Source organism: Stutzerimonas balearica DSM 6083, assembly GCF_000818015.1.
Taxonomy (GTDB): Bacteria; Pseudomonadota; Gammaproteobacteria; order Pseudomonadales; family Pseudomonadaceae; genus Stutzerimonas; species Stutzerimonas balearica.
Window position 1 is genome coordinate 501,434 of record NZ_CP007511.1, and the last position, 25,722, is coordinate 527,155.

A 25,722-nucleotide genomic window follows, 5' to 3' on the forward strand; every position below is an offset into this window, starting at 1 on the left:
GCCAGGCCTGGATGCACCCGCGCTCAACACGGACGGTGGCGTCAGCGAGGCGGTCAAGCGCCTCTTCTTTGCTCAACGGAGGTCGCTTGTCCGCGTCCACTCAAAGCATGGCTCTGGTCCTGCTCGCCGATCAGCCCGCCTGGGCCCGGCGTCTGCGCGCCTGCCTGGCGGCGGCCGACAGCCGCCAGCCGCTGCTGGTGGCGGAGGACTGGGACGACGTGCGCGAGCGCCTCGACGGTGACCAGCCCTGCGTGGTGCTGGCCACACCCTCGCAGCGGCCGTTGCTGTCACAGTGCCGCTGGCCGGTGATCCTGCTGCTCGAGCAGGAGCCGTCCGAGACGCCCGAGGGCGTGGTGGACTGGCTGGTGCGCAGCCAGCTGAGCCCGGAGGTGCTGCGCCGCTGCCTGCGATACGTGCGCGAGCGCTGCAATCTGCAGGGCACGCTGCAGCGCCTGGCCGAGCATGATCCGCTGACCGGCATCGTCAACCGCCAGGGTTTTCAGGCCCAGCTGATGGCTGCGCTGGCCGAGCACCACGGGCGCGGGCTGGCCTTGGGCTACCTGGACCTGGACAACTTCCGGCGGGCCAACGATGCGCTCGGCCACGCGGCGGGCGACCGTCTGATGCTGCAGGTTGTGGCCCGGCTGGAAACCGCGCTGGAGGCCGGTGATTCGCTCGCACGCCTGGGCAGCGACGAGTTCGCCCTGCTGATCGATACCCGCCGCGACCCCCAGCGTGCCGAGCAGCTTGCCGACCAGCTCGTCGAGGCACTGGGCGAGCCCTACTGGATCGACGGCGAAAGCCTGATGCTTGGCTGCAGCCTGGGCCTGGCCCATGCCCACGCCGGGATCGGTGCCGATCCGCTGCTGCGCCACGCACAGCTGGCGATGCGCCAGGCCAAGGCCAGCCAGGGCTGTACCTGGCATGCCTATGACGAGTACAGCAGTCGCGCCGCGCGCACGCTCGTGGACCTCGAGGGCGAGCTGCGCCGGGCGCTGCGCCGCGGCGAGCTGGAGCTGCACTACCAGCCGCGCCTGTGCCTGCACAGCGGGCTCATCCTTGGCGTCGAGGCGCTGGTGCGCTGGGCCCACCCGGAGCGCGGGCTGCTGCCGCCAGGGGCGTTCATTCCGCTGGCCGAAGAGAGCGGCTTGATCGTGCCGTTGGGCTACTGGGTGATCGCGCGCGCCCTGCATGATCTGCAACAGCTGCGCGACCTTGGCGTGGACGGCTTGCACATGGCGGTCAACCTGTCGTTCCGGCAGTTCCAGGACAGCCAGCTGCTGCCAACGCTGAACCGGCTGATCGGCGAATGCGGCGTCGATCCGCGCTGGCTGGAGTTCGAGCTGACCGAAACCGCGGTGATGCGCCGCAGCGAGCAGGTGCGCAGGACCATGGACAGCCTCGCGCGGCTGGGCGTGCGCTTCTCGCTGGACGACTTCGGTACCGGTTTCTCGTCCTTCGTGCACCTCTCCAGCCTGCCGATCGCCCTGCTCAAGATCGACAAGAGCTTTGTCGCCGCCATGCACGGCTACCGCCAGCTGGTTCAGGCGATGATCAGTCTGGCGCACAACCTCGGGCTGGAGATCGTCGCCGAGGGCGTCGAGACCGAGGAGCAGCTGCGCGGGCTGAAGCAGTTCGGCGCGCACCAGGTGCAGGGCTTCCTGATCAGTCAGCCGCTGCCGCTCGAGGAGCTGGCGGCCTTTCTCGCGGAAAAGGCCCGCGCGCCTGCCCAGTCGGGGCAGTGAGGCCCGGCTGCGCGGCCGGGCCCCGGCCTGCTCAGCGGACGATGTGCAGGAAGTGCAGGTGCTTCTCGTACTGGTCGATGATGTCGCCGATCACGTCGTCGCGGCTCCAGCCCATCAGATCGTAGTCCTGGCCCCCCTCCTTCAGATGCACCTCGGCACGGAAGTACTGGCGCTCGTCCTCTTCGCCCAGGCTGGGCACGAAATTGGGCATCTCATAGGCACGCGGGCGCACCTCGTAGATGAAGTCCGGCTCGCCCTCATGCCGGATCTCGATGCGTACGCGCCGATCCTCGCCTTCGCTGACCTCGGCGATGTAGCCCTCGCTGCGCATCTCGTCGGCCACAGCCTCGCAGGCCGGGCGAACCACCCCGGTGATGAAACGCACCACATCGGGGCGTCGCGGGAATTGCATGAGGTTGTGCAGGCGCTGCTGCCAGCCGCCGGGCGTGCGTGGCGCACTCGGTGAGGTGGTCAGCGACTGATAGCGCAGGCCTTGCTTGGTGGCATCCAGGCGCAGGGCCTTGAGCAGGCCCCACATCGAGCAAAGCAGGGCGATGGTGAACGGCAGGGCGCTGGCGATAGTCGCCGTCTGCAGCGCGGTCAGGCCGTCGGCGAGCAGCAGCGCGATCGCCACCGCGCCCATGGAGCCGGCCCAGAACACCCGTTGCCAGGTCGGCGTGCCCTGGTGGCCGCCCGAGGCGAGCATGTCGACGACCAACGCCCCGGAGTCGGCCGAAGTGACGAAGAACACCACGACCATGACGATCGCCACCAGCGAGACCAGCGACGAGAACGGGAACTGCTCGAGAAACACGAACAGGGCCAGCGCGCTGTCCTGCTCGATGGCCTTGCCGAGGCTATCGAGGTGTTCCCAGAGGATCATGTGGATGGCGGTGTCGCCGAACACGGTCATCCACAGCAGGGTGAAACCGGTCGGTACGAGCAGCACGCCGGCGACGAACTCGCGGATGGTCCGCCCGCGCGAGATGCGCGCGATGAACAGCCCGACGAAGGGCGACCAGGCCAGCCACCAGCCCCAGTAGAACAGCGTCCAGCCGCCGATCCAGTCATTCGGCTCGTAGGCGTAGAGGTTGAAGGTCTTGTTGATGATTTCCGAGAAGTAGCTGCCGGTGTTCTGCACGAAGGTCTGCAGGATGAACACCGTCGGTCCGGCGATCAGCACCATGAGCAGCAGCAGCAGGGCCAGCGACAGGTTCAGCTCCGACAGACGGCGCACGCCCTTGTCCAGGCCGGTGACGACGGAAATCGTCGCCAGCAGGGTGGTTGCGACGATCAGGCCGATCTGCACCGGTATCGACACCGGTACGCCGTACAGGTGATTGAGCCCGGTATTGATCTGCGTGACGCCCAGCCCGAGCGAGGTGGCGACCCCGAGCACCGTGCCGATGATGGCGAAGATGTCCACGGCATGGCCGATCGGGCCATAGATGCGTTCGCCGATCAGCGGGTAGAGCGCCGAGCGCAGCGTCAGGGGCAGGCCATGGCGATAGGCGAAGTAGGCCAGGATCATCGCCACGATCGCGTAGATCGCCCAGGCATGCAGCCCCCAGTGGAAGAAGGTGATCTTCATCGCTTCGCGCGCGGCGAGGGCCGTGCTGCCATCACCGATCGGTGGCGAGAGGAAGTGCATCACCGGCTCGGCGACACCGAAGAACATCAGGCCGATGCCCATCCCGGCCGAGAAGAGCATGGCGAACCAGGTCAGGTAGCTGTAGTCGGGCACGCTATGGTCGGGACCGAGCTTGATGTCGCCATAGCGACTCAGTGCTACCAGCGTGACCATCAGCAGGATCACCGCGACGGCAAGGATGTAGAGCCAACTGACGTTGGCGATGATCCAGGCCTGGGCATCGCTGAATACGGTTTGTGCGTTTTCCTGAAAGCCGATGCTGTAGATCAGCAAGGCCAGAAGGATGATGGCCGAGCCAAAGAAAACCGGCCGGTTGATGGTCGAGGGCGAGGACGTCTGGGCCTCCATGCTGCTCTCCTTTGATTAGCGTTCTTGGGAGTGGCCGCCTGTGGCGAAACGGTGAACCTTACCACAGACCATAGACTCGGCCCGGATGCTGCGCCTGTCGTGGAGCGGCCGGCGACTCAGCCGGTCGCCGCGGGGCGGTACTGCAGGGCTTCGGCGAGGTGCGCGCGGGTGATGCCCGGCGCCTGTTCGAGGTCGGCCAGGGTACGAGCCACCTTGAGCAGGCGATGCGCCGCGCGCAGCGAGAGCGCCAGCCGCTCGCAGGCCTTCTCCAGCCACTGCTGGTCCTCGGCGCTCAGCCGGCAGTGCTGGCGCAGGCCGGCGAGATCGAGAAAGGCATTGGCACAACCCTGACGCGCCTGCTGGACGGCACGTGCCGCGGCGACCTGGCCGGCCACCGTGGCGCTGCTCTGACCCTCGAGGCGCGGCGCGTTCAGCGAGGTGGCTTCGCGCGCGACCGTCAGGTGCAGGTCGATGCGGTCGAGCAGCGGGCCGGAGAGTTTGCCGCGATAGCGCTGGATCTGGTCCGGCGTGCAGCGGCAGCGGCCGCTGGGGTCGCCGAGATAGCCGCAGGGGCAGGGATTCATGGCGGCGACCAGCTGGAAGCGCGCGGGAAAGCGCACCTTGTCGCGAGCCCGGGCGATGACGATGTGCCCGGACTCCAGCGGTTCGCGCAGGACCTCGAGCACCTTGCGGTCGAACTCGGGGAGCTCGTCGAGAAACAGCACACCCTGGTGCGCCAGGGTGATTTCCCCGGGCTGCGGACGGCTGCCACCGCCGACCAGCGCCGGTCCCGAGGCGCTGTGATGCGGCTGTCGGAACGGTCGTTGTGGCCAGTGTTCGAGCGGACCATGGCCGGCCACCGATCGAATGGCGGCCACCTCCAGCGCCTCCTGCTCGCCGAGCGGCGGCAGGAGGCCCGGCAGACGGCTGGCCAGCAGCGTCTTGCCGGTTCCGGGCGGGCCGGAGAACAGCAGGTTGTGGGCACCGGCGGCGGCAATCAGCAGGCCGCGCTTGGCCGCCAGCTGGCCTTGCACGTCAGCCAGGTCGGGGTAGGGCAGCTCCTGGCGCAGGAGGCCTTCGGCCTGGTAGGGCGCCAGCGGTGTCTGGCCGGAGAAATGCGCAGCCACCTCCAGTAGATGATCGGCGGCGTAGACGGTCAGGCCTGAGGCCAGGCTGGCCTCCTCGGCGTTGGCTCGCGGCACCAGCAGGGCTCGGCCGGCGGCGCGTGCGGCGAGCGCTGCGGGCAGTACGCCCTGGACCGGGCGCAAGGCGCCGGACAGGGCGAGCTCGCCAAGGCATTCCAGTTGCGCCAGCGGTTCGCCCGGCAGCTGGCCGCTGGCGGCGAGGATGCCGAGCGCAATGGCCAGGTCGAAACGGCCGCCATCCTTCGGCAGGTCGGCCGGAGCCAGGTTCAGTGTGATGCGGCGGGCGGGAAAATCGAATCCCGAGGTGAGGATCGCGCTGCGCACGCGGTCCTTGCTTTCCTTGACAGCCGTCTCCGGCAGTCCGACCAGCGCCAGTGATGGCAGGCCGTTGGCCAGATGGGCTTCGACCGTGACCGCCGGCGCTTCGACGCCTATCTGGGCACGGCTGTGGACGAGGGCGAGGGACATTCGATCACTCCTTGATCGTGTCGCGCCCGGCTCATTCGGCCGGTGGCGGCGCGAGTTTTTCTTCCAATGCGGCGACCTTCGCCTCCAGGGCTTCGAGGCGGGCACGAGTGCGCGCGAGTACTACCATCTGGCTGTCGAACTCCTCGCGGCTGACGACATCCAGCTTGCTCAGCGCGCCTTGCAGGATGCCCTTGAGCTGAGCCTCGAACTCGGCGCGTGGCAGCGGGTTTTCGCCATTGAACAGGCGCGAGGCCTGGGAACCGATGGCATCGAGAAAGGCTTTGGGCGGCAACATGAGGGACGTACCTGTTGGTGAACCGGCCCGGCAGTGTAGCACGCGCCCTTGCACCTGCCGCCCGCCGGTCGCTGCACAGAATCCGGGCAACCGCTGCGCTGGCGATGCACTGAGTTGGTGCGTGGGCTGATGACATTTTGCCCTGCGGCTCACCTCGAAATGGCTGCAGCGCTTTTACGACGGGGGCTGGGCAAAAGTGGCACCGATTCTGCTTTGCTCCAACTGCCGGAGCGTTGCAGGTGCACGCCGCCGCAAAGGTCATTGAGCTGGTGGGTGATGTCGGGATGCGCCGCGGCGCCAGCCGAAGCGTTACAACAGCCAGACACTGCGCTTAGACTTGAACCCGGGTTCGTACTTCTGGGGCAAGTCCACCTAAACGGGAGAAGTTTCATGAAACTAGTCACTGCCATCATCAAGCCGTTCAAGCTGGACGACGTGCGCGAATCACTGTCGGAAATCGGCGTTCAGGGCATCACCGTAACCGAGGTCAAGGGCTTCGGCCGTCAGAAGGGGCATACCGAGCTCTACCGCGGCGCCGAGTACGTGGTCGACTTCCTGCCAAAGGTGAAGATCGACGTTGCCATCGCTGACGATCAGCTCGATCGCGTCATCGAGGCCATCACCAAGGCTGCCAACACCGGCAAGATCGGCGACGGCAAGATCTTCGTCGTCAACCTGGAGCAGGCGATCCGCATCCGTACCGGCGAAACCGATACCGACGCGATCTAAGCGCCCTCCGAACCCCCCGCCCCAGGAGTAAAACACCATGACTCTGCGTAAATTCGCAGGGCTAGGCGCCCTTTTGTCTCTGTTAAGCCCGAGCCTGGCCCTGGCGCAGGAGGCGACGCTCGATTCAGGCGACACGGCCTGGATGCTCACCGCCACCGCGCTGGTGCTGTTCATGACCATTCCCGGCCTGGCGTTGTTCTATAGCGGCATGGTCCGTTCGAAGAACGTGCTGTCGGTGATGATGCAGTGCTTCGCCATCACCGGCCTGATGAGCATCCTCTGGATGGTCTACGGCTACAGCCTGGCCTTCGACACCACCGGCATGGAAGCGGGCGTGACCAACTTCAGCTCCTTTGTCGGTGGGCTGGAGCGCGCCTTTCTCAGCGGCCTGACCGTCGACAGCCTGGTCGGCGCCTTCCCGGAAAGCGTGTTCATCACCTTCCAGATGACCTTCGCCATCATCACCCCGGCACTCATCGTCGGCGCCTTCGCCGAACGCATGAAATTCTCCGCGATGCTGGTGTTCATGACCGTATGGTTCACCCTCGTCTATGCGCCGATCGCGCACATGGTCTGGGCCGGTGACGGCGGCCTGATGTGGGACTGGGGCGTGCTGGACTTCGCCGGCGGCACCGTGGTGCACATCAATGCGGGCATCGCCGGCCTGGTGGCCTGCCTGGTGCTGGGCAAGCGCAAGGGTTACCCGACCACGCCGATGGCACCGCACAACCTGGGCTACACGCTGACCGGCGCCGCCATGCTGTGGATCGGCTGGTTCGGCTTCAACGCCGGTTCCGCAGTCGCCGCCAACGGCACTGCCGGGATGGCCATGCTGGTGACCCAGATCGCCACTGCCGCCGCCGCGCTGGCCTGGATGTTCGCCGAGTGGATGACGCACGGCAAACCCAGCGCACTGGGCATCGCTTCCGGCGTGGTTGCCGGTCTGGTGGCGATCACGCCGGCTGCCGGTACTGCCGGCCCGATGGGCGCGCTGGTGATCGGCCTGGCATCCGGGGTGATCTGCTTCTTCTGTGCCACCAGCCTCAAGCGCAAGCTCGGCTACGACGACTCGCTGGACGCCTTCGGCGTGCATGGCGTGGGTGGCATCGTCGGCGCGATCCTGACCGGGGCCTTCGCCGCGCCGGCGCTCGGTGGCTTCGGCGAGGTCGAGAACATCGGCCTGCAGTTGTGGATCCAGTTCAAGGGCGTGCTCTTCACCGTGGTCTACACCGCCATCGTCACCTTCGTGATCCTCAAGGTCATCGACGTGGTCATGGGCCTGCGCGTCAACGAAGAGCAGGAGTCGGTCGGCCTGGATCTCAGCCTGCACAACGAGCGCGGCTACAACCTGTAACCCCGAGCCAAACAGCCGGCCCCGGAGCGAACTCCGGGGCACGGGGTCGGCTTGCCGCAAGAATGGCGAGCCGACAGCAAGACATCGGACACACGCGACTGAGAGGTGAACATGGATAGCACGGCACTGATACCCGTCCAGTACGGACTCGATACCTTCTACTTCGTCATCTGCGGCGCGCTGGTCATGTGGATGGCGGCCGGCTTCGCCATGCTGGAATCCGGCCTGGTGCGAGCGAAGAACACCGCCGAGATACTGACCAAGAACATCGTGCTCTACGCGGTGGCCTCGATCATGTACCTGCTGATCGGCTACTACATCATGTATTCCAGCCCCGAGGGCGGCATCCTGCCGAGCCTGGGGCTGCTGATCGGCGACGAGCATGCGGTCGACCTGGTTGCCGCCGGTGGCGAGGACGCACCCTACTATTCGGCTCGGGCGGACTTCTTCTTCCAGGTGGTGTTCGCCGCGACCTGCATGTCGGTTGTTTCCGGTGCGGTTGCCGAGCGCATGAAGCTGTGGGCCTTCATCGCCTTCGCAGTGGTGATGACCGGCTTCATCTACCCGATCCAGGGCTTCTGGAAGTGGGGCGGTGGCTTCCTCGATGCGGCCGGCTTCCTCGACTTCGCCGGCTCGGGCCTGGTGCACATGGCCGGCGCCACCGCGGCGCTGACCGGGGTTCTGCTGCTTGGCCCGCGCAAGGGCAAGTACGGCCCCAATGGCCAGATCAATGCCATCCCCGGTGCCAACCTGCCGCTGGCGACCCTCGGTGCCTTCATTCTCTGGATGGGCTGGTTCGGCTTCAACGGCGGCTCGCAGCTGAAGATGAGCACCATCGAGGATGCCAATGCGGTGGCTCAGGTGTTCACCAACACCAACATGGCCGCAGCCGGTGGCCTGATCGCAGCGCTGATCACCGCGCGGCTGCTGTTCGGCAAGTCCGATCTGACCATGGTCCTCAACGGTGCGCTGGCCGGTCTGGTGGCGATCACCGCAGAGCCGCTGACGCCCAGCGCTTTGCAGGCGACCATGATCGGCGCCGTGGGTGGCGTGCTGGTGGTGTTCAGCATTCTCACCCTGGACAAGCTGCGCATCGACGATCCGGTCGGCGCCATCTCGGTGCACGGCGTGGCCGGCATCTGGGGCCTGCTGGCAGTGCCGCTGACCAATGCCGACGGCAGCTTCGCCGCGCAGCTGCTGGGCGTGGCCTCGATCTTTGCCTGGGTCTTCGTCGCCAGCCTGGTGGTCTGGGGCATTCTCAAGGCGGTGATCGGCCTGCGTGTCAGCGAGGAAGAGGAGTACGAAGGGGTGGACGTGGTCGAATGCGGCCTGGAAGCCTACCCGGAGTTCACCAAGCACTGATTCGGAAAGGCTCTAAACGGGGCGCCTTCGGGCGCCCTTTGTTTTTTCTGCGGCCACGCTAGAATGCGCCCGATCGAATGCAGGCGCGGCGATTGTCGCCCGCCCGGCGCGACCGCCTGGAACGAACAAGGGCAGAGCCGATATATGTGGCACCAGACGCTGATCACGCTGCGCCCGCGCCCGCGTGGCTTTCATCTCGTCACCGATGAAGTGCTGGCGGCCCTGCCGGAACTGCAAAGTTGCCGGGTCGGTCTGTTACACCTGTGGCTGCAGCACACCTCCGCTTCGTTGACCGTGAACGAGAACGCGGACCCGTCGGTCCGGCGTGATTTCGAGCGCTTCTTCAATCGGTTGGCGCCAGAAGGCGAGGCGGGGTACGAGCACGACTACGAGGGGCCGGACGACCTGCCGGCGCACTTCAAGACCAGCCTGCTCGGTTGCCAGCTCAGCCTGCCGGTCAGCCAGGGGCGATTGGCGCTGGGCACCTGGCAGGGTATCTATCTGGGGGAGCATCGCGACCAGGGCGGATCGCGGCGGCTGCTGGCGACGCTTCACGCATCCGATAGTTGAATTTTTGTTGAAGCAGCGGACAAATTGCACCGCTGAGCTATATATCTACCGCTTTGGCATGCCATGAGGTTGAACATGAGCGACGAAGAACTCGAACAAGACGACCTGGAAGTAGGGGAAGAGGACGAAGGCGAGGAGCTGGAAGCCGCGGACGAGGGGGAGAACAGCCTGGACGAGGAAGGCACCGACAGCGAGCGTGCCACGCCCTCGAAGAAGGCCAAGGCCAAGGCGGCCGAGCCCGAAGAACTGCCGAGCCTGGAAGCCAAGCAGCGTGAGCGCGAGGCGCTGGCGCGGGCGATGGAAGAGTTTCTGGCTCGCGGTGGCCGGGTCCAGGAGGTCGAACCCAACGTGGTCGCCGACCCGCCGAAAAAGCCGGACAGCAAGTACGGCAGCCGGCCTATCTGAGCCGCACAGAAACGAAAGAGCCCGCATCGCGCGGGCTCTTTCGTTTCAGTCATTCGCCGCGCTGCCAGCTCAGCAGCAGTCGGGGCAGGTCGACGAGGCTGTGCACCTCGGCATCCGGTTGGCCAGCCTGCAGCCAGGGGCGACGCTCGGGGTTGTACCAGATGGCGCGAAGCCCGGCCTGCTGTGCGCCAAAGATGTCGTCCTCGTGGTGATCGCCGATGTGCACCGCCTCGTCGGCCGTTACCTCCGCCAGCCGCAGGGCTTCGCGGAACGGTCGCGGATCGGGCTTGCCGATGCCCAGCTCTTCGGCGCAGAGCGCGAAGCGGAAGTAGTCGGCGAGCCCCAGCCGGCGAACGTCGGCGTTGCCGTTGGTGATCACGCCAAGCGTAAAGTGGTTGGCGAGCCACTCCAGGGTCGGCAAAACCTCCGGGGCCAGCTCGATCTGATGGCGCGCGTCGAGAAAAACACGGAAACCTTCCTCGGCCAGTGTCCGTGCCTCGGCGTCCGGATAGCCCGCGTCGCTCAGTGCGTGGAACAGGATGCGCCGACGCAGCTCGCTGATGCGATGGCGCAGCGACGGCTCCCGTTCGACCAGCATGCGGCGGATGGCGCCCAGCGCCTCGATCGGAAAGCCGCCCAGGCGCGGGGCATTGACCGCCAGCCAGTCGCGCAGTGCCGTCTCGGCGCCCTGGATGATCGGTGCCGTGTGCCAGAGCGTGTCGTCGAGGTCGAAGGTGATCAGCCGGATACTCATGGTTCGCCGTCCTGCTTGCGCTTGGCGCGTGGGTGAGCCTGGTCGTAAACCTTGGCCAGATGCTGGAAATCCAGATGCGTATAGATCTGCGTGGTGCCGATGTCGGCGTGGCCGAGCAGCTCCTGGACGGCGCGCAGATCCTGCGAGGATTCGAGCAAATGGCTGGCGAAACTGTGCCGCAGCATATGCGGATGCAGGTGCTGCCCGAGCTCGCGCACGCCCGCCTCGCGCACGCGCAGCTGCACGGCACGCTGGCTGAGCCGCCGCCCCTGACGGCCAATGAACACCGCGTGGTCCTGCGGAGCGGCGAGCTGGCGCAGCGGCAACCAGGCCTGCAGCGCTTCGCGTGCCTTGCTGCCGACCGGCAGCTCGCGCACTTTCCTGCCCTTGCCGGTCACGCGCACGAGGCCCGCCGCCAGGTCCAGCTGGTCCAGGTCCAGTCCGACCAGCTCGGACAGGCGCAGGCCGGAGGAATAGAACAGCTCGAGCAGCGCCTGGTCACGGCGCGCGATGAAATCGTCCTCGACGCCACCATCGAGCAGCTGCATGGCGCGATCGGTATCGAGCAGGCGTGGCAGGCGTCGTTCGCCCTTGGGGGGCGACAGGCCGTTGGCCGGGTCATGTTCGCAAAGGCGCTCCTGATTCAGGTAGCGATACAGCCCGCGCACCGACGAAAGCAGCCGCGCCAGGCTGCGGCCACTCTGGCCATGGCGATGCTGCTCGGCGATCAGTTGGCGCAGTTGCGCCGGCTTCAGCTCGGCCCAGCTGGCGATACCGAGGCGTTCGCAATGGGCCAGCACCTTGGCCAGGTCGCGCCGATAGCCGTCGACCGAATTCGGCGACAGCTGGCGAACGCTGCGCAGATGTTCCAGATAGGCGTCGAGATGGGGCTGCAGCATCGGCTTCGCTTCGCCTCCTGGGTGGTGCCAGATGAGCCGGAGTCGCTGGGGCCAGCGGCCCCGGCGAACGGTCAGCGTACCGAGCGCAACGGCATGGCGAAGCGCGGCAGCACGCGCGCCAGCACTTCGGCCACGTAGCCGAGAAACAGCGTGCCCAGCGAGCTCTTGTAGTGCTGCGGGTCGGGGCTGCCGATCGCCAGTACGCCGAGCTGATGGTTGAGCGACACCATGGCTGCCGAGCCGACGCTGGCCGCCTCTTGCTCGCCAAACAGAAAGGCCAGTTCGTGCGGTCGCAGCACGCCGCAGATGGTCTTGCCCCCGCCGAGCAGGCCGCCGATGGCCTGGTGGGCTTCGGCGCTGGTGACGCAGCGGCCGACCGGCAGCGCGTTGTCGCTGAACAGGATCAGCGCGACGTGCGGAACCTGGAACTCATGGCGCAGGCTGTCCTCCACGGCGCTGACCACGGCTTCGAGGCTGTCGGCATCGAGCAGGTCGAGGACCAGGCGGCGGGTCTTGTCGAACAGCCGGTCGTTGTCGCGGGCGACATCCATCAGCTGCGACAGGCGATGGCGCATCTCGATGTTGCGTTCGCGCAGCAGCTTGACCTGCCGTTCCACCAGCGAGACGGCGGCGCCGGGCTGGTGCGGCAGGCGCAGCTCGGCAAGCAGCTCGTCGTGGTCGACAAAGAATTCGGGATGGGCGCGAAGATAGGCGGCCACCGCCTCGGCATCGGGCAGTGGCGCAGCGGGCGTCGGCGTGTGTTCGGTCATAGGCGGACCTGTCCTTCGTAAACGCGCACGGCGGGGCCGGTCATCATAACCGGCTGGCCGGGGCCGGCCCATTCAATGGACAGACGGCCACCGGGCAGGTCGATCTGCACCGGCGAATCCATCCAGCCCTGGCGAATCGCTGCGACCGCGGCCGCGCAGGCACCCGTGCCGCAGGCCTGGGTCTCGCCGGCGCCGCGCTCCCACACGCGCAGACGCGCGTGCTGGCGGTCGATCACCTGCAGGAAGCCGACGTTGACACGCTGCGGGAAGCGCGGATGGTGCTCGACCAGCGGGCCGAGCTCGTGGACCGGCGCCGTATCCACCCGGTCGACGCGCAGCACGGCGTGCGGGTTGCCCATCGACACGGCCGCGATATCGATGGCCTGTCCGTTGACGTCCAGTGCATAGCTGAGCGACTCGGCCTCGGCCTGGAACGGAATCTCGGCTGGCACCAGGCGTGGCGGGCCCATGTCGACCCGCACCTGGCCATCGGGACGCACATGCAGCTCGATGATGCCGCTCTTGGTTTCCACACGGATGCGCCGCTTGAGCGTCAGTCGTTTGTCCAGCACGAAGCGGGCGAAACAGCGGGCGCCGTTGCCGCATTGCTCCACTTCCGAGCCGTCGGAATTGAAGATGCGGTAACGGAAGTCCACCTCCGGATCGCTCGGCGGTTCGACGATCAGCAGCTGGTCGAAACCGATGCCGGTGTGGCGGTCACCCCACTGCTTGGCGTGCTTGGGCTGGATGTGCGCGTGCTGGCTGACCAGGTCGATGACCATGAAGTCATTGCCCAGCCCGTGCATCTTGGTGAAGCGCAGAAGCATGTGTCGGGCCTCAGGCAGGCAGCAGGCTTTCGCCGGCGTAGAGATCCTGCACGCTCTCGCGGCGGCGTACCTCGTAGGCCTGGTCGCCATCGACCAGTACCTCGGCGGCACGGCCACGGGTGTTGTAGTTCGAGCTCATGACGAAACCGTAGGCGCCGGCCGAGCACACCGCCAGCAGGTCACCCTCGGCCAGCGCCAGCTCGCGGTCCTTGGCGAGGAAATCGCCGGTCTCGCAGATCGGTCCGACGATGTCGTAGCGCCGCGTATCGCCCTCGTGGGGCTGCACGGCGATGACGTTCATCCAGGCCTGGTAAAGCGCCGGGCGAATCAGGTCGTTCATCGCGGCGTCGACGATGGCGAAATCCTTGTGCGCGGTGTGCTTGAGGTACTCGACCCGGGTCAGCAGTACACCGGCGTTGGCGACGATCGAACGGCCCGGTTCGAACACCAGCGTCAATGCGCGACCCTGCATGCGCTGGCGCACCGCGGCGATGTAGTCGCCGGCCAGCGGCGGCTGCTCGTCGCGATAGCGCACGCCGAGGCCGCCACCCAGGTCCAGGTGGCGAATGGCGATGCCCTGTTCGGCCAGCCGGTCGACGAGGGCGAGCAGGCGGTCCAGTGCGTCGAGGAACGGGGGCAGGCTGGTCAGTTGCGAGCCGATATGGCAGTCCACGCCGACCACCTCGAGGTTCGGCAGGTCGGCGGCGCGGGCGTATACCGCCGGGGCCTGCTCGATGTCGATGCCGAACTTGTTTTCCTTCAGGCCGGTGGAGATGTAGGGGTGGGTCTGGGCATCGACGTCCGGGTTGACCCGCAGCGAGATGGCGGCGGTCACGCCCATTTCTGCAGCGACCTGCTGCAGGCGCTCGAGCTCCTCGGTGGATTCGACGTTGAAGCAGTGGACGCCCACTTCCAGGGCGCGACGCATGTCGTCACGGCTCTTGCCGACGCCGGAGTAGACGATTTTGCTCGGCTCGCCGCCCGCGGCCAGCACCCGCTCCAGTTCGCCGCGCGAGACGATGTCGAAGCCGGCGCCCAGGCGTGCCAGCAGGTTCAGCACGCCGAGGTTGGAATTCGCCTTGACGGCAAAACAGACCAGGTGCGGCAGGTCGCCGAGGGCGTCGGCATAGGCGCGGAACTGCGCCTCGATGTGCGCACGCGAGTACACGTAGGTGGGCGTGCCGAAGCGTTGAGCGAGCGCGGACAGTGCCACGCCTTCCGCGAACAGCTGACCGTCGCGGTACGAAAAGGCTTCCATGAATGAGTCCCCTTAAAGTTCGAAACGGTCTTTGGAGCGTTCTTTCACGGTCGCCTGATCATCTGGCAGATACAGGGGGCCTTTCTGGCCGCAGGCGCTGAGGGCCGAAGCAAGCACGGCCAGGGCGAGGAACGGAAGCAGCAGACGCTTCATGGGACTGGAATCCTTGGAAAATCTAATCGCCGGAGTATACCCAGCGCCTGTGCCATTGCCTATGCGAGCAGCTCGGCGGGCTGGCTGCGCCTCGCTAGCGGCGCCGCGTGCCTGATAAGCTCGCCGGCATTGTCCGCGGCCAGGGGCCGCTCTACCGAGGAATTGCACATGAGCCTGAGCGAAGCCCGTTATCACGATCTGGTCGATGCTGCGCAGCAGCTGATCGAGGATGCCTTCGATGACAGTGGGCTGGACGTCGATCTGGAAAACGCCGGTGGGGTGCTGACGGTACGCTTCGCCAACGGCAGCCAACTGATCGTCAGCCGTCAGCCGGCGATGCGCCAGCTATGGGTCGCCGCGCGTTCCGGCGGTTTTCACTTCGACTACGACGAGGCGATCGAGGCCTGGGTCTGCGATACCAGTGCCGAGCGACTCGGCGAGCTGCTGGGCCGTGCGGCTCAGGAACAGGGCGGCGAGGCAGTGGAGTTCGACGAGCTCTGAATCGCCCTGTTGCATTGCCGGGCTTGCGAATTCGGTCGGCTGTGATAGGGTCGAGTGCAGGTCACAAAACCCCGCCTTCGGGCGGGGTTTTGCTTTTTTTGCCTTTCGAACTAAACAGGAGCAGGCCCACGACCATGACCAACGCAACGTCCATCATCCTCACCAAACTCGATCTGCAGCGGCTCGAGAAATTGCTCGATAGCCTGGACGACTACGGTCCGGCAGCCGAGGCCCTGGAGCAGGAGCTGTCGCGGGCGCAGGTCGTGGAACGCAGCGAGATGCCTGCCGGCGTGGTGACCATGAATTCGCGCGTGCATTGCCGCGAAGAGGGCAGCGGCAAGGATTACCACCTGACGCTGGTCTACCCGCACGATGCCGGCAAGGAGGGCACCGTCTCGGTACTCGCGCCGGTCGGCACGGCATTGCTCGGCATGAGCGTCGGCCAGCACATCGATTGGCCGACGCCGGGTGGCAAGGTGCTGCAACTCACCCTGCTGGAAGTCGAATACCAGCCCGAGGCGGCGGGCGATCCGTTCTGACCGCGCCAGCGTAGCTGCCCCGGCCTGCGGCCGGGCGGGCGCGGTGCCTGTACCCGCTCGATGAGCGGGTTTCTTTTGCGCTCGGCGCACCCTTTCACCTGTCCATCTGCAGCGCCTGGTTCAGTGCCGCCTCCAGGCGCGCCTTGTAGCGCAGGTAATGCACGGTCTGGCCCTGTCCTCTGCCACGCAGGCCGGACAGGTCGAGGTCAGTGATGTAGCAGGGATAGCGCTCGCGGTTGCGCCGCTGCGAGAGAATGTATTCGGCGACTGCAGTGAACAGCCGCGCGCCGTATTCGAGCCCCGAGAATTCCTGGTGGTTGCAGTACAGCGTGACCGTGCTGCGGCCGTTCTCGCGGGATTCGACGATGGCTTGCACCTCGTAGAGCGGGTCGTCCGGTTCGTCCTGCGGCACCGGGCGGCGCTCGACCACGGGCGGCTGCCCGGCTGGTGTGCGAATCCGGTAGAGCAGGATTTCCAGGCCTGAGGACGGGCGCAGGCTGCTGAGCGAGCGCTGCGCGTTGCGTCGGTGGATAATCGAGCGGAGAAAGCGCAGCAGCGGCATCAGCAGGCGCTGCTCGTCGCGAAACGGCCATTGCTGGGTCCACAGCGCATTGCGCTCGTCGAGCACGGCGAGCTCGGCGCTGTCGCCGCGCACGCGGTAGAACACCTGCAGGCAGTCGGGCCGCCCCAGCGGCAGGATCAGCCCGAGATCGTCGTCCCTCAGTGCATAGCGGTCCAGGCGGATCGGGTCGCTGTCATGGTGCGCCTCGCCCAAGTGCTCAAGCAGCGCCGTGCGATCGCTGAGGCAGCTGTGCGCGACGTCCTCCGCGCGGCGTTCGAACAGGTGGAACCGCTGGCGGATCTGCAGCAGATAGCGGCGGTGCGTCGCGTCGAGGTTGCTCTGCGCATCGAGCAGCAGTTCCATCACGCGCCGGGCGATGGCCTGGCCGCGGTTGCGCGAGAAGCAGCGCACCTGCAGGCCGCAATCGCCAGCGCCAGCCAGGCCGGTGAGGTGATCACGCAGGCAGTCGGCGAGCGCCTGTGGCCCTTCGTAGCGGCTGACGCTCAGTTCGTTCCAGCTGTTGAGCACCAGTTGATCGATGCTCAGCACCAGGTTTTCCCGCGCGCTGGCATAGCCGAGCGGGTCGCTCTGCTCGGCGCAGTTGGGCATTTGCTGCGGCGCCAGCACGCTGAACGGGTCCAGGCCGACGTTGATCAGCAGGAGTACCTGGCGTGGTGTGGCCGGGTCGAGCAATGCCTGTTCGGCCACTGCGCCAAGCGGTAGCGGGAAGACCTGGCGCAGCTCGCCGAGCAGGCCGAACAGCTCGGTCTCGCCGAGGCCGCTGTCACCGGGATGCAGCGAAATGTGGGTGCCGCCGTCGATGACTCCGTTGCGATGGCCCCAGGCCAGCAGGGGCACCAGTTCCGGCATGCGGCGCAGCGGTGCGTAGTGCGCGCAATCGGCGCTCGTCAGGCTGCCCTCGTAGAGTGACCAGCTCGGTCGCCGCTGGCGTCGGTGCCCTGTAGCAGGGTCAGGCTGCCTTCGGACATGTCCGGGGAAATGCCAAGGTTGACGGCCTCGACCTTGCCCGCCTTGCGCCCGATGGCCGCCTGCAGGCGGCGTTCGAGCACGCTGAGGTCGCGCCCGCTGATCGGGCTGGCAGCCTCCAGCCGCTGGCTCAGGTCGCTGAGAAAGCGGTAGCCGTAGGTCAGCTCGTTGACCAGCGCGCGGCGTTCCTGCAGGACCTGGCGTACCTTCCATTGCTTGCGCCCGTCGAGGCCGGCGAAGCAGCGTTCGTCCCAGCCCCAGTCCCGTGTCAGGCGCTCGGCCAGCAGGCGCTGCCAGCTCTTGGTGCGATTGCGCGGCGGTCGGCTCAGGGCGCGGTTGATCTTCAGGTACAGCGCGCGGCGCGCCAGCTGCAGGCGCTCGCGGTCGGCGTGCTCGGCAAGGTAGCCCTCGATGGCGCGATAGGCAGCGATATACGGGTCCAGTTCATCGAGGTCGAGCCGGCCGTCGTAGACCGCCTGCTTGTACGCCACGGCCAGCGGTTGCACCTGCGGATGCTGGCTGGCGTAGACCTCGACCAGCAGCAGTTTGAACAAGGACTTGTAGGATGACTCCAGCGCCTTGTACAGCTGCCAGAGGGCGGCACCGGCAAATTCCCCCGCCGGAATCTGCGCGAGATGCCCGAGGTCCAGCACCTCTTCGGCGCGAATGAAGCGCCGTTCGAGCAGCGCCGCGACATAGTCCGGATAGCGGTGCTCCTCGTAGGCTGGCACCAGCCACCACAGCGGCACGCGGCCTCCGAGCCACAGCGCGGTGCGATAGAACTCGTCGAGCAGCAGGTAGTGCTGGGTGCTGCCACAGTCGTCCGAACTCAGCTGCGCCTGACGCTCGCCGCTGGCAAAGCGCACCGGATCGACGAGAAAGAAGTGCGCCTCGCAGCCCTGGCTGGCCGCCCAGCCTTGCAGCAGGTCGCACTTGCGGCGCAATTCGGCGAGCTGCGAAGCGTCCAGCGTCGGCTCATGGCAGACCCAGACGTCCAGATCGCTGCTCTCATCCTGCGCGACCGTGCCCAGGCTGCCCATCGCGAACAGCGCCAGGATCGGCTGGGGCGGGCGGTGGCGCAGCGGCTTGTAGGCGAACGAGCGCGCCAGGCGCTGGGCCTCGCCGAGCAGCTCGCTGTCCGGTTCGAAGCCGCTGAGCCCGGCCGGCGTAGCGGCCGAAACGTAACCGGGCAGCAGTGGGTGATTGACATGAAACAGCAGGGGCAACAGGCGGAACACCTGCTGCTGGCGGCTGGACAGGCCGAGCAGGGCACGCTCGATGCGCGCCGCGTTGATTTGCAGGAAGCGCGCATGCAGCGTCGCCAGCACCTTGCGGTCGATGCCTTCTTCCAGGATCGGTTGGATCTTTGGGCAGCCGGTCATTGCCGTTCGCAGTCAATAACGGGAGTCGGACTGTCATCGGCCGCGCGCGCCCCGACTTGAGCTGGGCGCGGCCTGGGCGAAGCGTGGGGCTCAGGCGGCTTGCGGACCGCGCAGAATGGTCAGCAGTGCCTGGGCGTGTTCGGCGGCGTCGCGCCCCAGGCTGGTGAGATAACCGCCGTCGGCCTGGGTGGTCAGCCCCTTGCGGTGCAGGCGTGCGGCCGCGGCGATCGCCTCGGCGGCGGCGTCATGGTGAACCTTCAGACCTTCCTGATGGTTGTCGAGGTTGAACAGGCAGAGAATCTCGAGCTCGGCGACCAACTCTGGGGTATAGGACATGTCCACTCCTGGGAAGATGGGCCTCGGCCCGGTCCGCTGAGTGTAGATGCAGATCCCCGGCCGAGGTTGACCTGCGTCTATTCGGGCAGCTCGGGCAGCGCGCGCAGCAGGCTTTCGTAGCGCGCGGCATCGAACGGCCGATCCTCGGCGAGCATGCTCTGGATCTCGTTGGCCAGCACCAGCGCCATCATTTCCAGGCTTTCCTCGCGTTCGTAGCCCACCAGCGTGAGTTTGTTCAGGGTGGCCTGGGCTGCCGGCGGCTCGCCGGATTCGAGCTGGTTCTCGATGGCCTCGAGCAGGGTGGCTTGGGCGAAGACCTCGTCTTCTTCGTTGTCGTGGGCGTCTTGGGTCATGGGTGTCTCGAGCGGGGCCGGATTCTCGTCGTCCAGCTGACAGAGGGTGCAGCTGCCGTCATCCGGACGGTTGGTTTCGACGTAGCGTACCCGGCGGCTCGGCGCCTGGCGATCGGCATCGATGCGAAAGCGTGGGCGGTCTGATTCGGTCATGCGTCTGCTTCCGGCTGTTACGTGACCGTTGTGATAGCGCGCGGCGGAGTGGAAGGCAAGCAAGCCGCCGCTGCAGCGACGGTTTGCTCCGCTCCGGGGCTGCTCAGCGGCCGCCGCCTCCGCCGCCCTTGCGATCACCCGAGCCCATGCCGGCGCCCTGGCCCATGCCCATCCCTTGGCCCATGCCGCCGCCCTGGCCCATGCCGCGGCCCGCCGGTGGTTCTTCCGGCAGTGTCACGCCGCGTTCGCGGGCGCGTTCACGCATCTGCTGATGGTGCTCGTTGCGAATGCGCTCGCGTTCTTCCTGCGTCTGCGCCTGGCGCATGCGGTTGCGGTACTCCATGCGCTCCTGCTGGGTCATGATCTGCGAGCCATAGACCTGCTCGTCGTTGCCGCCAGCCTGCTGGGCGAAGGCTGCGCCTGAAAGCAGCAGCGTGCCGAGCGCGAGCGCGGTGGTCAGTCGTTTCATGTGCTTCTCCTGCCGTTTTGCCGGGTTAGTAGGTGTGCTCCTCGTCATCGTGATGCGATGACTCGTCTCCGGGCTTGCCGCCCATGTACTTGGGGCCTTTGCCGCGGCCCTCGTCGAATACCTTGTTTTCCATCGATTTGCTGCCACCGGGGCCGCCGGTATGCCCGGAGTGGCTGCCTTCCTCGTGGGTCTGATCGCTGTGGCTGCTGCCGTGATCGCGGCCACCGCCGTATTTCGGCCCCTTGCCCTTGCCGCTGGAGTCGTGACTAGTGTGGCCGCCGTCATGGCTGGAGTGGTCGTCGGCGGCGTGCAGCGGGCCGCTGCCGCCGGCCAGCAACAGGGCGAGAGTGGCCGCCAGCAGCGGGGATCTGTAGCGAACGCGCATAGTGCTCTCCCCGAACGGGGCGGCTGACGTCGCGGCCAGCCGCCCCGGCCGTTACCTGACTGCGTTGTCGTGGACGAATTCGATGACCTGCAGGTAGTCGTTGGCCGCCGCGGCAAAGTCATCGGCGCCGCCTTCACTGGTCGGATCGCTCCAGGCGGTGCTGCCGAACACGGCGTCGTACAGGTTCACCAGGGTCGGCCGGTAGACATCGTCCGCCGGGTCCGCCGGATCGCCCTCGTCCAGCACCAGCACGGTGGCGGTGGCGGCGGACCAAGTCGCGGTGCGGTCGTACTGGTAGTCGGAGAAGTCGTAGTACGTCGTTCCGGAATTGATGCCCAGGATCGAGTTCATGTAGACCAGTGTGTCGACGCTGATGGTGCCGGTCTTGTCACCAGCCGCCGCGAGCAGGGCGGCCGGGTTGAAACCGTCCGGCAAGGTGACGCCAGGAATCGTCCCGGTGGTCATGTAGGTCTCGTACAGCGCCAGGTTTTCCAGCGGTGAGTCGATGGTGGTGCCGTCGACCGTCAGCCGGCCGGTGGAATCGATGGCGATCACCGCGCCTTCGGCGGTCAGCTTGGCCAGCGCCTCGTCCAGCGAGTGGTTGAGGACCTTGCTCGGCGAGCGGCCGACGCTCAGGCGACCCAGTTCCACCTCACCGGGCACGACGTCGTAGGTGGTTTCGCCGACTGTCACCGAGGTCAGCAGATCACCTTCTTCGTTGCGCGGGATGGCCACCAGCTGGCCGTCGGCGTCGGTCACCGGGACCAGCACGCCGGTCGTGTCGTAGTAGAACGCCACCACCAGCTCCTCGCCATTGGCATCGGTCAGCGGAACGCCGTTGGGGTCGCGCAGCAGGATGTACATGTCGCCGAACAGGTCGCCCTTCTTGGTGCCGGCGCCGAACGGCTTGCCACCGCCACCCGCCTTGCCGCCCTTCACGCCGGCCCACTCGGGGCGGTCGCTGTCTTCTTCGGCTGCAGGGTCGACGCGGAAGATCTTGTCCACTGCGCCATGCCCGCCGCCCATGCGCGAGCCGCCCTGGCCCCGCTCTCCGCCACTGCCGCCACTGCCCTGGCCGCCGCGGCCGCCATGGCTGTCGCTGCCACCCTTGCCGGCGCCGCTATGCTCGGCGGCCACACTCGAGGTGGCGACGCCCAGTGACAGCGCACCGGTGATCACCAGCGGCGCGGCGAGTGCGACGATGAGCGCCCCGCCGGCAAGCCCGAAGGTGTTGCGTTTGAACTGACTGTGTTTCATGACCTTGCTCCTTTGCTTGCGGGGCCGGTGCTCCGGGCCGTTGGCGCGTGGAAGACACCGGTATTGCGGTTGCACCTGACGGCAGGCCCTTGGCCCGCCGCCGCCGATGATCAGAAGCGCAAGCCCAGGCCCATGCGGAACAGGCTTTCGCGGTTTTCGAACTGCATGTCATCCGGGCTTCCGTGCGCGGTCGTGAAGCGGTAGCTGTCGTAATAGGTGCGGGTGTAATCCAGGCGAGCGAACGCCATGGCCCCCAGCGGTATCTCCGCGCCCAGGCCGTAGCGCATGCCGTCGACCTTGTAGCTGCGATCGATGTTGGCGTCGGCGTTGTTGCCCTTGGCCCAGGTCGTGTTGAAGCGACCGCGTACCGGTCCGGCGCGGCCATACAGCAGGGTGCCGTTGGGCAGGCTGTAGCCCAGGCGCAGCGCGATGCCGTAGTCGCTCTTCTTCTGCACCGAGAAATCGCGGCCGCCGCTGCCATTGGTATCGCGCCGGTGCATCCAGTCGATGTCGGCGGTGTCGATTTCCGCTTCCAGCCCGGCGTACCAGCGGCCGAAATCACGGCCGTAGCCGGCAAACACCCCGTAGACGCCGCCGAGCCCGGCGAAATCGCCTGCGTAGGGCTGCGAGAACGCCGGCTCGCCGCTCTCCGAATGGCGTCCTTCGAGGCGGGAGTCGACGCCGCCATGGCCGGCATGCGCGCCGACATAGAAGCCCCGCACGGCCGGCAGGCGTGGCAGCGGTGACGGATTGGCGGTCAGACGCCAGCCCAGCCCGAGGCGAAACTGGCCCTCTTCCGGCGCGAAGCGCTCGCTGGTGGTGCCCTCGTCGTCGCCGTAGGCGACCGGATAGGCGTCGTAGTCGGTGTAGACGTATTCCATGCGCAGGAACAGCCGCTCGCCCGCCGGCAGGTCGGCGCCCACGCCGAAGCGGCTGCCGGACTGCCGATCGTCGCGGCTGCCGGCGGCAACAAGCTGGTCGTTCACCGTGTAGAAGCTGTCGAAGCGGGTTTCCACTCGGCCGGCGCGCAGGTAAAGCAGGCTGCCGTTGTCGACCACGTAGCCGCCGCGCAGGCTCAGTCCATAGCTGTCGTCCTTGTCCAGCGAGCTGCTGCGCGCGTCGGCCTTGCTCTTGGCAAAGGACCAGTCGGCCTGGCTGGTTTCGCCTTCGGCCTCGGCGCCCAGGTACCAGCGCCCGAACTGCCGGCCATAGCCGACGAAGAGCAACTCGCCGAAGCCGTCGGCCCCGTGCGGGCTGACATCGCTGCCGCCGTCGCCGCGGCTGCCGGAGGTTTCGCTGTAGAGCGTGCCATTCCGAGCGCGGCACCGCCGTACAGGCCATCGAAGAGTTCGCTCAGCGGTAGCGGCGTCAGCGGATAGGCCGAACCTTGCGCCAGCGCGGCGGCCGGCAGCCGGTAGCTGCTCGAGCGACCAGGCGTGTAACCGAGGCTGAGGCTGATCTGGCTGCGACGGTACTCGCCATCGAGTTCGTCGGAGTCGCGATCGATCACCCGCAGGTTGCTGCCGACGAACAGGGTCGGGGTGAGGTAGTAGCGCAGCCCGGCGCCGGCATCGGTGATCTTGTCCTGACGCGGGTAGCTGAGGAGTTCGCTGTCGATATAGGCGGCGTGGCCGACCACCGACAGCCGGCTGGTCAGCTTGCGCTCCACTTCGAAGCCGTAGACGGTATCCAGGGTGCCAGCGGCGTAACGGTCGTCGAGGGCGACGGTGGTTTCCTCGATCGAGCGGTCGATGTAGAGATCGACCCGGGTGACGACATCGGGACGCCAGGCCAACTGCGCACCGAAATAGGGTTTGCGCACATCGGAGAAGCCCGGGTGGTCGTAGCGCTGGCGCAGGCTGCCGAGGAAGACCTCGCCAGCCAGGCGCTGGCGCGGTCGGACGAAGCGCAGCCCGGCGGCGGCCCGATAGCCATCGGAGTCGCGGTTGAAGCCGGTGCCGTTGATCGGCTGGTCGTAGCGCCGCTGATCGGTGGCGTACTGCACGAAGGGCTCGTACTCGGCGCTCAGCGCGTAGCCGGCGCGCAAGCCGATGGAGACCAGGTCATAGCGGCGGTCGCGGTTGTCGATGCGTGCGCCCGAGGTGGCGGTGGCGTCCTCGTAGTCGTAGCGATCGAAGGTGGTGCCGCCGCGCAGGCGCCACTTGCCCAGGTCGCTGGCCAGCCCCAGGTGCGCTTCCTCATGGTCGTAGCGGGTCGGCTCGCGCTGCTGATCGGGCCCCGGGGTGCCGGCTACATAGCGGTCCTCATGGTCGCGGGTGTGGCGCATGCCGCCGAACAGCCGGGTCTGCTCGGTGAACTCGTACTGGCCGTCGAAGCCCAGCCAGTAGTCGTCCACGTTTTCCTCGCCGTGGTCCTGGTAGCGATCGAAGTCGGCGCCCATGTTGAGGTTCAGGGCGTGACGCTGCCAGTCCGACTGCAACAGCAGGGTCGGCGAAAAGGTGTAGACGGTGTCTTCGATCTCGCCGCTGCGCTGGGCATAGATGTTGTCGTCGCGCATGGTCCAGAAGGTCAACTCCGGAAAGGCGCGGAACGAGCCCCACGGCAGCCCCGGAAACTCGCGCTGCTCGGCACGTGACGGGCGCGGTTTCGGTGAACCGCTGGCGGGGGCTGTCGTATCGGTCTGCGCCAAAACGCTTGCCGATGCGAATGCCACCAGCGTAGCGACGAGAATTCGACCCATGAGATCCACTCCGATAGCTGCCTGACGGCGCGGCGCGGCGCGGCGCGGCCCGCGCGCTGCGCGGTGCGTCTGGGATCACGTTAGGTCGGAGCGGGTGGCGCGAGGCTGATAAATGTCAACGCACTCTGGCTTTACTTATCGCGATTCGAAGCAAGCCAAGTCCGGCTTAGGGAAAAATTTGCACGCGGCGCTGGCGTGAGCGCAGCTCATTCCGCCTCTCTTCGACGTGCGCGTCGCTGGCCACGGGTGCGCCAGAACAGCGCCGCCAGGGCGAGGAAGGCCAGGCTCCAGCTGCCGGCGGCGAAGGCCAAGGCAGCAGGCGAGGCCGGAGCCAGCAGACGGATCAGCGCCGCCAGGCTGATGCACAGCGCGAACGGGTAGATCCACGGGCGGGCGTTGGCGTCGCGGAAGCGCTGGGTCAGCCAGGTGCGCGCCATCACGCTGAAGCTCAGTGTGCCGAGCGCCCCGACGGTGAGCGCGTGGAGCAGCGGCGTCGGCGGCTCGTGGCCGGCGCTCAAAGGCGCACCGAGCAGCAGCAGGCCAAGTGCCAGCCAGGCATAGCCGAGCAGCGGTGCCAGCAGGTCATTGCGCGTGCGGCAGTGCCAGGGCTGCCAGCGCACTAGGCGAATCGCGCTCAGCAGGGCGCTGGCGCAGAGCAGACCGCCGGCCACCCGCTGCGGCAGTGGCCAGGGGCTGAAGGCAAGCAGCAGCGCGCCGGCAAGCAGCAGCAGAACGGCACCCTCCAGCTGCGGCTGCACGCGCGCCTCCAGGCGCCGACCCTGGCTCTGCGCGTGCCCGGCGAGCGCCGGTGCGATGATGCGCCCACCCATGAAGAACAACAGCCCGGCAAACAGCAGCAGCGCGGCGAGACGCAGGTTCGCCGGTAGCTGTACAAGGTGGAACCAGGCCATGACGGCACTGAGCAGCGCGAGCCCGGCGACGGTCGGCGCGACCATCTGGTTGCGCCACTTCTTCGCGGCGCCGAGAAAGCGTGGCACTACGCGCCAGGCCAGCCCGGCGGCGAACAACGCCGAAGCGAGCGGCCCGAGCGGGCCATCCGGCCAAAACAGGTGGCCGAGCCTGGCAAGCAGCCAGCCGGCAAGCAGCGCGGCGATCAGTGGGCGGGGTTGCGGGCCGAGCAGATAGCCGGCGACCACCGCCAGGCCATAGCCGAACAGCATCTCGCGGGCGTGGGCGGCGGGAGTGAGCAGGCCTGGCAGCGCTGGCAGCAGGCCGAGCAGGCTCAGCACCGACAGCGGCAGGATCAGCGCCGCGTGCAGCGCGGCTGCGGGAAAGAACCAGTCGCTGGCGAAGGGTTGGCGTGGTCGTGGGGGTGACACGCTGAGCCCTCCGCGCAGCGATGC

At 67.1% G+C, this 25,722-nt stretch carries 24 protein-coding genes and 2 pseudogenes; 8 read left to right on the forward strand and 18 right to left on the reverse strand.

Features of this window, described 5'->3' with window-relative positions; all coding sequences use genetic code 11:
- Positions 1-107: 107 nt before the first annotated feature.
- Entirely contained in the window at positions 108-1,745 is a 1,638-nt protein-coding gene (locus CL52_RS02260; RefSeq protein WP_043218195.1) for a putative bifunctional diguanylate cyclase/phosphodiesterase, read from the forward strand.
- A 31-nt stretch (positions 1,746-1,776) separates the two neighbouring features.
- On the opposite strand, the gene CL52_RS02265 is transcribed toward CL52_RS02260, so the two are convergent.
- From CL52_RS02265 to CL52_RS02275, 3 genes are all read right to left on the reverse strand, one after another.
- Positions 1,777-3,744 carry a BCCT family transporter gene (locus CL52_RS02265; protein ID WP_043218197.1) on the reverse strand — a complete coding sequence of 656 codons (1,968 nt, stop codon included), beginning with the start codon at positions 3,742-3,744 and terminating at the stop codon, positions 1,777-1,779.
- Positions 3,745-3,860: 116 nt separating this feature from the next.
- A complete protein-coding gene (locus CL52_RS02270) occupies positions 3,861-5,357 on the reverse strand; it encodes a YifB family Mg chelatase-like AAA ATPase (protein ID WP_043218198.1) in 1,497 nt (498 codons plus the stop codon).
- A gap of 31 nt (positions 5,358-5,388) precedes the next feature.
- The gene (locus CL52_RS02275; protein ID WP_043218200.1) at positions 5,389-5,652 is read right to left on the reverse strand and encodes an accessory factor UbiK family protein; all 264 of its coding nucleotides are present in this window, start codon (positions 5,650-5,652) and stop codon (positions 5,389-5,391) included.
- Between the two features lie 390 nt (positions 5,653-6,042).
- Between CL52_RS02275 and glnK the strand changes: the two genes are divergently transcribed.
- From glnK to sutA, 5 genes are all read left to right on the forward strand, one after another.
- Positions 6,043-6,381 (forward strand): P-II family nitrogen regulator, encoded by a 339-nt coding sequence (glnK, locus tag CL52_RS02280; protein WP_003096476.1) that lies wholly within the window; start codon positions 6,043-6,045, stop codon positions 6,379-6,381.
- Positions 6,382-6,418: 37 nt separating this feature from the next.
- Entirely contained in the window at positions 6,419-7,735 is a 1,317-nt protein-coding gene (locus CL52_RS02285; RefSeq protein WP_043218201.1) for an ammonium transporter, read from the forward strand.
- Positions 7,736-7,846: 111 nt separating this feature from the next.
- Complete coding sequence (locus CL52_RS02290) at positions 7,847-9,097, forward strand: ammonium transporter (RefSeq protein ID WP_043218203.1); 1,251 nt, start codon at positions 7,847-7,849, stop codon at positions 9,095-9,097.
- Positions 9,098-9,241: 144 nt separating this feature from the next.
- Complete coding sequence (locus CL52_RS02295; RefSeq protein WP_043218204.1) at positions 9,242-9,667, forward strand: secondary thiamine-phosphate synthase enzyme YjbQ; 426 nt, start codon at positions 9,242-9,244, stop codon at positions 9,665-9,667.
- A gap of 75 nt (positions 9,668-9,742) precedes the next feature.
- The gene (sutA, locus tag CL52_RS02300) at positions 9,743-10,072 is read left to right on the forward strand and encodes a dormancy-specific transcriptional regulator SutA (RefSeq protein ID WP_043218205.1); all 330 of its coding nucleotides are present in this window, start codon (positions 9,743-9,745) and stop codon (positions 10,070-10,072) included.
- Positions 10,073-10,121: 49 nt separating this feature from the next.
- Here sutA and CL52_RS02305 read toward each other — a convergent pair whose 3' ends face one another.
- From CL52_RS02305 to lptM, 6 genes are all read right to left on the reverse strand, one after another.
- A complete protein-coding gene (locus CL52_RS02305) occupies positions 10,122-10,826 on the reverse strand; it encodes an HAD family hydrolase (protein ID WP_043218207.1) in 705 nt (234 codons plus the stop codon).
- Positions 10,823-11,722: a tyrosine recombinase XerC gene (gene xerC / locus CL52_RS02310; RefSeq protein WP_043222876.1), complete on the reverse strand. Its 900-nt coding sequence runs from the start codon at positions 11,720-11,722 to the stop codon at positions 10,823-10,825. The genes CL52_RS02305 and xerC overlap by 4 nt, the downstream gene beginning before the upstream one ends.
- A gap of 74 nt (positions 11,723-11,796) precedes the next feature.
- Positions 11,797-12,495, reverse strand: coding sequence for a DUF484 family protein (locus tag CL52_RS02315; protein ID WP_043218209.1), 699 nt, complete (start codon positions 12,493-12,495; stop codon positions 11,797-11,799).
- Positions 12,492-13,322, reverse strand: coding sequence for a diaminopimelate epimerase (gene dapF / locus CL52_RS02320; RefSeq protein WP_043218211.1), 831 nt, complete (start codon positions 13,320-13,322; stop codon positions 12,492-12,494). Before dapF ends, CL52_RS02315 begins: the two co-directional genes overlap by 4 nt.
- 10 nt (positions 13,323-13,332) lie before the next feature.
- Positions 13,333-14,580, reverse strand: coding sequence for a diaminopimelate decarboxylase (gene lysA / locus CL52_RS02325; protein ID WP_043218213.1), 1,248 nt, complete (start codon positions 14,578-14,580; stop codon positions 13,333-13,335).
- 12 nt (positions 14,581-14,592) lie between these two features.
- Positions 14,593-14,733, reverse strand: coding sequence for an LPS translocon maturation chaperone LptM (gene lptM / locus CL52_RS02330; protein ID WP_043218217.1), 141 nt, complete (start codon positions 14,731-14,733; stop codon positions 14,593-14,595).
- Between the two features lie 168 nt (positions 14,734-14,901).
- On the opposite strand from lptM, the gene cyaY reads away from it, so the two are divergent.
- Both cyaY and rnk read left to right on the forward strand, forming a co-directional pair.
- Positions 14,902-15,234 carry an iron donor protein CyaY gene (gene cyaY / locus CL52_RS02335; RefSeq protein WP_043218220.1) on the forward strand — a complete coding sequence of 111 codons (333 nt, stop codon included), beginning with the start codon at positions 14,902-14,904 and terminating at the stop codon, positions 15,232-15,234.
- Between the two features lie 134 nt (positions 15,235-15,368).
- Complete coding sequence (rnk, locus tag CL52_RS02340; RefSeq protein ID WP_043218222.1) at positions 15,369-15,773, forward strand: nucleoside diphosphate kinase regulator; 405 nt, start codon at positions 15,369-15,371, stop codon at positions 15,771-15,773.
- 94 nt (positions 15,774-15,867) lie between these two features.
- Here rnk and CL52_RS02345 read toward each other — a convergent pair.
- The 9 genes and pseudogenes from CL52_RS02345 to CL52_RS02380 all read right to left on the reverse strand — a co-directional run bounded on the left by CL52_RS02345 (position 15,868) and on the right by CL52_RS02380 (position 25,698).
- A pseudogene (locus CL52_RS02345) lies at positions 15,868-18,704 on the reverse strand (class I adenylate cyclase).
- 90 nt (positions 18,705-18,794) lie between these two features.
- Positions 18,795-19,040: a TIGR02647 family protein gene (locus CL52_RS02350; protein ID WP_043218224.1), complete on the reverse strand. Its 246-nt coding sequence runs from the start codon at positions 19,038-19,040 to the stop codon at positions 18,795-18,797.
- A 77-nt stretch (positions 19,041-19,117) separates the two neighbouring features.
- Positions 19,118-19,546 carry a hypothetical protein gene (locus CL52_RS21295; protein ID WP_174606264.1) on the reverse strand — a complete coding sequence of 143 codons (429 nt, stop codon included), beginning with the start codon at positions 19,544-19,546 and terminating at the stop codon, positions 19,118-19,120.
- 103 nt (positions 19,547-19,649) lie between these two features.
- A complete protein-coding gene (locus tag CL52_RS02360) occupies positions 19,650-20,015 on the reverse strand; it encodes a hypothetical protein (RefSeq protein WP_043218225.1) in 366 nt (121 codons plus the stop codon).
- Between the two features lie 25 nt (positions 20,016-20,040).
- On the reverse strand, positions 20,041-20,400 hold the full coding sequence (locus CL52_RS02365; RefSeq protein ID WP_043218227.1) for a hypothetical protein: 360 nt from the start codon (positions 20,398-20,400) through the stop codon (positions 20,041-20,043).
- Between the two features lie 51 nt (positions 20,401-20,451).
- Positions 20,452-21,657: a hypothetical protein gene (locus CL52_RS20315; protein ID WP_052264508.1), complete on the reverse strand. Its 1,206-nt coding sequence runs from the start codon at positions 21,655-21,657 to the stop codon at positions 20,452-20,454.
- A 110-nt stretch (positions 21,658-21,767) separates the two neighbouring features.
- Positions 21,768-22,883, reverse strand: a complete 1,116-nt coding sequence (locus CL52_RS20465) for an outer membrane protein (protein WP_074519801.1) — start codon at positions 22,881-22,883, stop codon at positions 21,768-21,770.
- Between the two features lie 230 nt (positions 22,884-23,113).
- Positions 23,114-24,358: pseudogene (locus tag CL52_RS21410) on the reverse strand (outer membrane beta-barrel protein); the annotation flags it as partial.
- A 206-nt stretch (positions 24,359-24,564) separates the two neighbouring features.
- Complete coding sequence (locus tag CL52_RS02380) at positions 24,565-25,698, reverse strand: NnrS family protein (RefSeq protein ID WP_043218230.1); 1,134 nt, start codon at positions 25,696-25,698, stop codon at positions 24,565-24,567.
- Between the last annotated feature and the right edge of the window lie 24 nt (positions 25,699-25,722).